The 5,202-nt window shown below is 75.2% G+C and carries 2 protein-coding genes; both read left to right on the top strand.

Annotated elements, in window-relative coordinates; all coding sequences use genetic code 11:
- Window positions 1-1,500, top strand: a 1,500-nt coding sequence (locus QR77_RS46460; protein WP_160310875.1) for a beta-ketoacyl reductase, incomplete at its 5' end; no start/stop codon positions are given.
- A 3-nt stretch (window positions 1,501-1,503) separates the two neighbouring features.
- Window positions 1,504-5,202, top strand: a 3,699-nt coding sequence (locus tag QR77_RS03235) for a type I polyketide synthase (protein ID WP_078876462.1), incomplete at its 3' end; no start/stop codon positions are given.

The following is a 5,202-nucleotide window of genomic DNA, read 5'->3' as shown; positions in this document are numbered from 1 at the left end:
CCCGTCGGCGGCGCCGTTTCCGGGCTCGTGCGTTCCGCGCAGACAGAACACCCCGGGCGATTCGTCCTGATCCATCTCGACGGCCCGCGCGAACGCGTGGCCGAAGCGGTGGCCACGGGCGAACCCGAAGCCGCCGTCCACGGCGACGACATCCGCGTACCGCGCTGGACACCGGTCCTCCCGGAGTCCGCCGCCGGCCGTCCGCTCGACCCGGAGGGCACCGTCCTGGTCACGGGCGCGGCCGGGGCGCTCGGCCGCGTCGTGGCACGCCACCTCGTCGCCGGTCTCGGCGCGCGTCGGCTGCTGCTCGTCGGACGGCGCGCCCCGGACCACGACACCGTCGTCCGCGAACTGGAGACGCTGGGCGCCACCGTGGACGCGGTCGCCTGCGACGTCTCCGACCGGGCGGCCACCGCGCGGCTGCTGGAAGCCGTGCCCGCCGCTCACCCGCTCACCGCCGTGATCCACTGCGCGGGCGTCCTCGCCGACGGCACCGTGGAGTCGCTGACCCCGGACAGCGTCGACGCGGTGCTGGCCCCGAAGGCGGACGGCGCGTGGCACCTGCACGAGCTGACCCGGGACACCCCGCTCTCGGCCTTCGTGATGTTCTCGTCGCTCGCGGGCACCCTCGGCGGCCCGGGGCAGGCCAACTACGCGGCGGCCAACGCCTTCCTCGACGCGCTCGCCGAACAGCGCCGGGCGCAGGGTCTCCCCGCGCACTCACTGGCCTGGGGTCCCTGGGCGACGACCGGCGGCATGACCGCACACCTGACCCGGAGCGACGACCTCAGGCTGCGCCGCTCCGGCATGGTCCCCCTGACCGCCGAGGAGGCCCTGTCACTGCTCGACGCCGCGCTGATGTCGGAGCAGCCGGTGCTCGCTCCGGTGCGCCTGGACCCCGCGGCCCTGCGTGCGAGGGGCGTTCCGCACCTGCTGAGGAACCTCGTCCCAGCCGCACCCCGGCGGACCGCCGCCCCCGCCGAGCAGTGGTCGGAGCGGCTCGCCGCGCTTCCGGAGGAGGAACGCGACCGGGCGCTGCTGGACCTGGTCGTACGCGAGACCGCCGCCGTGCTCGGGCACCGCACCGGCACCCGCCTCGACCCGCACCGGTCGTTCACCGACGCCGGGCTGGACTCGCTGGCCGCCGTCGAACTGCGCAACGCGCTGGCAGCGGCCGTCGGCCAGGACCTGCCGGCGACCCTCCTGTTCGACCACCCGGACGCCGCGTCGCTCGCCGCCCACCTGCGCGGGCTGCTCGCCCCCGCCACCCACCAGGGGCCCCTGCGCGACCTGGACCGGTTGGGCACGTTGCTCGCCGGACTCCCCGCGGACGACCCGGCGCGGGAACAACTGCGGGAGCGGCTGCGCGCGCTGCTGCGGGACTCCGAGGACTCCACCGGGACGGCGGCTCCGGAACCGGACGGCGCCGGCGTCAGGGACAGGGTGCTGGCCGCCACAGCGGACGAGATCTTCGACCTCATCGACTCAGAACTCGGGTGACCCTTGAGCAACGAACAGAAACTTCTTGAGTACCTCAAGCGAGTGACGGTCGATCTGCACGAGGCCCGAACCCGGGCGGAGGCCGCGGAGGCGCGAGGCCGCGAACCCGTCGCGATCGTCGGCATGGCCTGTCGGCTGCCCGGCGGGATCAGCACGCCCGAGGGCCTCTGGAAACTGCTCAGCGACGGCCGCGACGCGATCTCCGGACTCCCGGCCGACCGCGGATGGGACCTTGAGGCGCTCCACGACGAGGACCCTGACCGGCCGGGCACCCTCTACGTACGCGAAGGCGGGTTCCTGCACGACGCGGCCGACTTCGACCCCGGCTTCTTCGGGATGTCCCCCCGCGAGGCGCTGACCGTCGACCCCCAGCAGCGGCTGCTGCTGGAGATGACATGGGAGGCGGTGGAGAGCGCCGGGGTCGTCCCGGGCTCGCTGCGCGGCAGCCGTACCGGGGTCTTCGCCGGCCTGATGTACAACGACTACGCGTCGCGGCACACGACAGCCCCCGACGGGTTCGAGGGCTACCTCGGCAACGGCAGCGCGGCCAGCATCGCCTCCGGCAGGGTCGCGTACACCTTCGGATTCCAGGGGCCTGCGGTCAGCGTCGACACCGCCTGCTCCTCCTCACTCGTCGGCCTGCACCTCGCCTGCGAGTCCCTGCGCCGGGGGGAGTCCACCCTGGCCCTGGCCGGCGGCGTCGTGGTGATGTCCACACCGGGCGCGCTGGTGGAGTACAGCCGGCTGCGCGCGCTGGCGCCGGACGCGCGGTGCAAGGCGTTCGCGGAGGGCGCTGACGGTACGGCGTTCACCGAGGGCGGCTCCATGGTGCTCCTGGAGCGGCTGTCGGACGCCGAGCGGCTGGGCCATCCGGTGCTGGCGGTGGTGCGGGGGAGCGCGGTCAACCAGGACGGCGCGTCGAACGGCCTGACGGCGCCGAGCGGTCCGGCTCAGGAGCGGGTGATCCGGGCGGCGCTGGAGAGCGCGGGGCTGTCGGCGTCGGACGTGGGCGCGGTGGAGGGCCACGGCACGGGGACGCCGCTGGGTGATCCGATCGAGGCGCGTGCGCTGCTGGAGGTGTACGGGAGAGACCGGCGGCGGCCGCTCTGGCTGGGGTCGTTGAAGTCGAACATCGGTCATACGCAGGCGGCCGCGGGTGTGGCCGGTGTGATCAAGATGGTGTTGGCCATGCGCCACGGAGTGCTGCCCCGGACGCTGCACGCGGACCGCCCCACGCGCGAGGTCGACTGGTCCTCCGGCGCGATGCGGCTGCTGACGGACGAACGGGAGTGGGACGGGGAGGGGACACGCCGGGCCGGTGTGTCCTCGTTCGGAGTGAGCGGGACCAACGCCCACGTGATCCTCGAAGCCGCCCCCCTCACCGAATCCGTCGTGCGGGCCCGGGACACCGGACCGCTCCTCCCGTGGGTCCTCTCCGCCCGCGGCGAGGGGGCGCTGCGCGCCCAGGCGCGCGCTCTGCTTCCCCTGCTGCCCGCGCACCACCCCGACGACATCGCCCTGACCCTCGCCCTGCACCGTGAGGCGTTCGAGGACCGGGCCGCTGTGTGCGGCCGTGCGCCCGGCGAGACGGCCGCGGCGCTGCGCGCCCTGGCGGAGGGCGGCACCGCTGACGCGCTGGTGCGGGGCACCGCGAGGGACACCGGCAAGGTGGCCCTCGTCTTCCCCGGTGGCGGCTCGCAGTGGCAGGGGATGGCCGTGGGCCTGCTGGACGGCTCGGCGGTGTTCGCCGAGCGCATGGCCGCGTGCGCCCGGGCGCTGGAACCGCTCGTGGACTGGGACCTGCTGAAGGTTCTCAGGTCCGGCACCCTGGACACGCCCGAGGTCCTCCAGGCGGCCCTGTGGGCGGTCATGGTCTCCCTCGCCGAACTCTGGCGGTCCTACGGCGTCGTACCGGACGCGGTGGTCGGCGGCAGCCAGGGCGAGGTCGCCGCGGCCTGCGTCAGTGGAGCGCTTTCCCTGGCCGACGGCGCGCGTGTCATCGTCGTGCGCAGCCGGCTGAGCACCGGCGCACCGCTCGACGAGGGGGCCGTCGCCGCCGTCCTGCTGTCGGCCGAAGAGGTCGCACGGCGCCTCGCCGGCCGGCCGGCGCTGACGATCGCCGGGTACAACGGCCCGTACGCGACGAACGTGGTCGGCGACCGCGGCGAACTCGCCGACTTCGTCGCCGCGTGCACCGCCGACGGGGCGCGTGCGCGGGTGCTGGAGCTCTCCACCGCGTCACACTCCCCACGCGTCGACGAGCTGCGCGGCGCCCTGCTCGACGGCCTCGCCGGCATCCGGCCGCGCGCCGCGCGGACCGCGCTGTACTCGACGGTCACCGCCGCCCGTACGGCGGGGGAGGACCTCGGGCCCGACTACTGGTTCGCCAACCTGCGCCGTCCGGTCGACTTCCACCGGACCATCCGCACCATGGTCGACGACGGCTTCGGGATCTTCATCGAAGCCACCCCGCACCCGGTGCTGGCCCCCGGCATTCAGGACATCCTCGACGCGAGCCCGGCCGGCGGCACCGCCCTCGGTACGCTGCGCCGAGGACAGGGCGACGAGCACCGGTTCCTCCGCGCGCTGGCCGAGGCCCACACGCACGGTGTCCGCGTCGACTGGACGGCTGTCGGCGCCCGAGGCGGCGCGCACCGGGTCGACCTCCCCACCTACCCGTTCCAGCGCGACCGCTACTGGCTCGACGCCGCGGCCCCGGCCGCCGACGTGACCGGCGCGGGGCTTGAAGCCCTCGACCACCCCCTGCTGCGGGCCGCGGTCGACCTCGACGAGGACGGCCAGGTCCTCACAGGGCGTCTCGACCTGAGCGGCCAGCCGTGGCTGGCCGACCACCGTGTGTTCGGCACCGTCCTCCTGCCCGGCACGGCGCTGGTGGAGCTGGCGCTCGCCGCGGGCCGGCGCGTCGGCAGCTCCCGGCTCGCCGAACTCACCCTGCACGCGCCGCTGGTGGTGCCCGAGGAGGGTGACGTCGCCGTCCGGGTACGGATCGCCGCGGACGGGCGCGCGGTCTCCGTGTCGTCCAGGCCGGCGGGCGCCCAGGAGTGGCTGCGGAACGCCGACGGCACCTTCGACGACACCGAGCCCCCGGCGACCGGCCCGGACACGCCCGGGGTCTGGCCGCCGCCGGACGCGGTGGCCGCCGACATCGACGGCCTGTACGAGCGCGCCGCGGCCGCGGGGGTCGGCTACGGCCCGCTGTTCCAGGGGCTGCGCGCGGCCTGGCACCGCGGGGACGACCTGCTCGCCGAGGTGGAACTTCCCGAACAGGCGCGCCCCGACGGCTTCTCCGTGCACCCGGCCCTGCTGGACGCGGCGCTGCACGTCCTCGTTCTCGACGCGGAAGAGGTCCGGCTGCCGTTCACCTGGTCGGGCGTGCGGCTGGAGACGACGGGGGCCCGACGCGTGCGCGTGCGCGTCAGCCCGAACGGTACCGGCGCTGTGAGCATCCACGTCACGGACGAGACCGGAGCGCCGGTCGCCACCGTGGACTCCCTGGAGACGCGCCCGGTCGCCGCCGGCCGGCCGCGCCCGAACACGGCCGACTGGCTGTTGCGGGTGGAGTGGACCCCCCTCGCCGCGGAGTCCGACGCCCCGGAGTCCGAGTCGACGCGGGTGGCATCCGCCCATGAGGCGCTGGCGGCCGTCCGCGCGCGGCTCGCCTCCGGGCGCACGGCGCCGCTG

Source organism: Streptomyces sp. 150FB (assembly GCF_000818195.1).
Lineage (GTDB): Bacteria > Actinomycetota > Actinomycetes > Streptomycetales > Streptomycetaceae > Streptomyces.
Note: the sequence above shows the minus strand (reverse complement) of the source record. Positions and strands in the feature narration are given on the sequence as shown.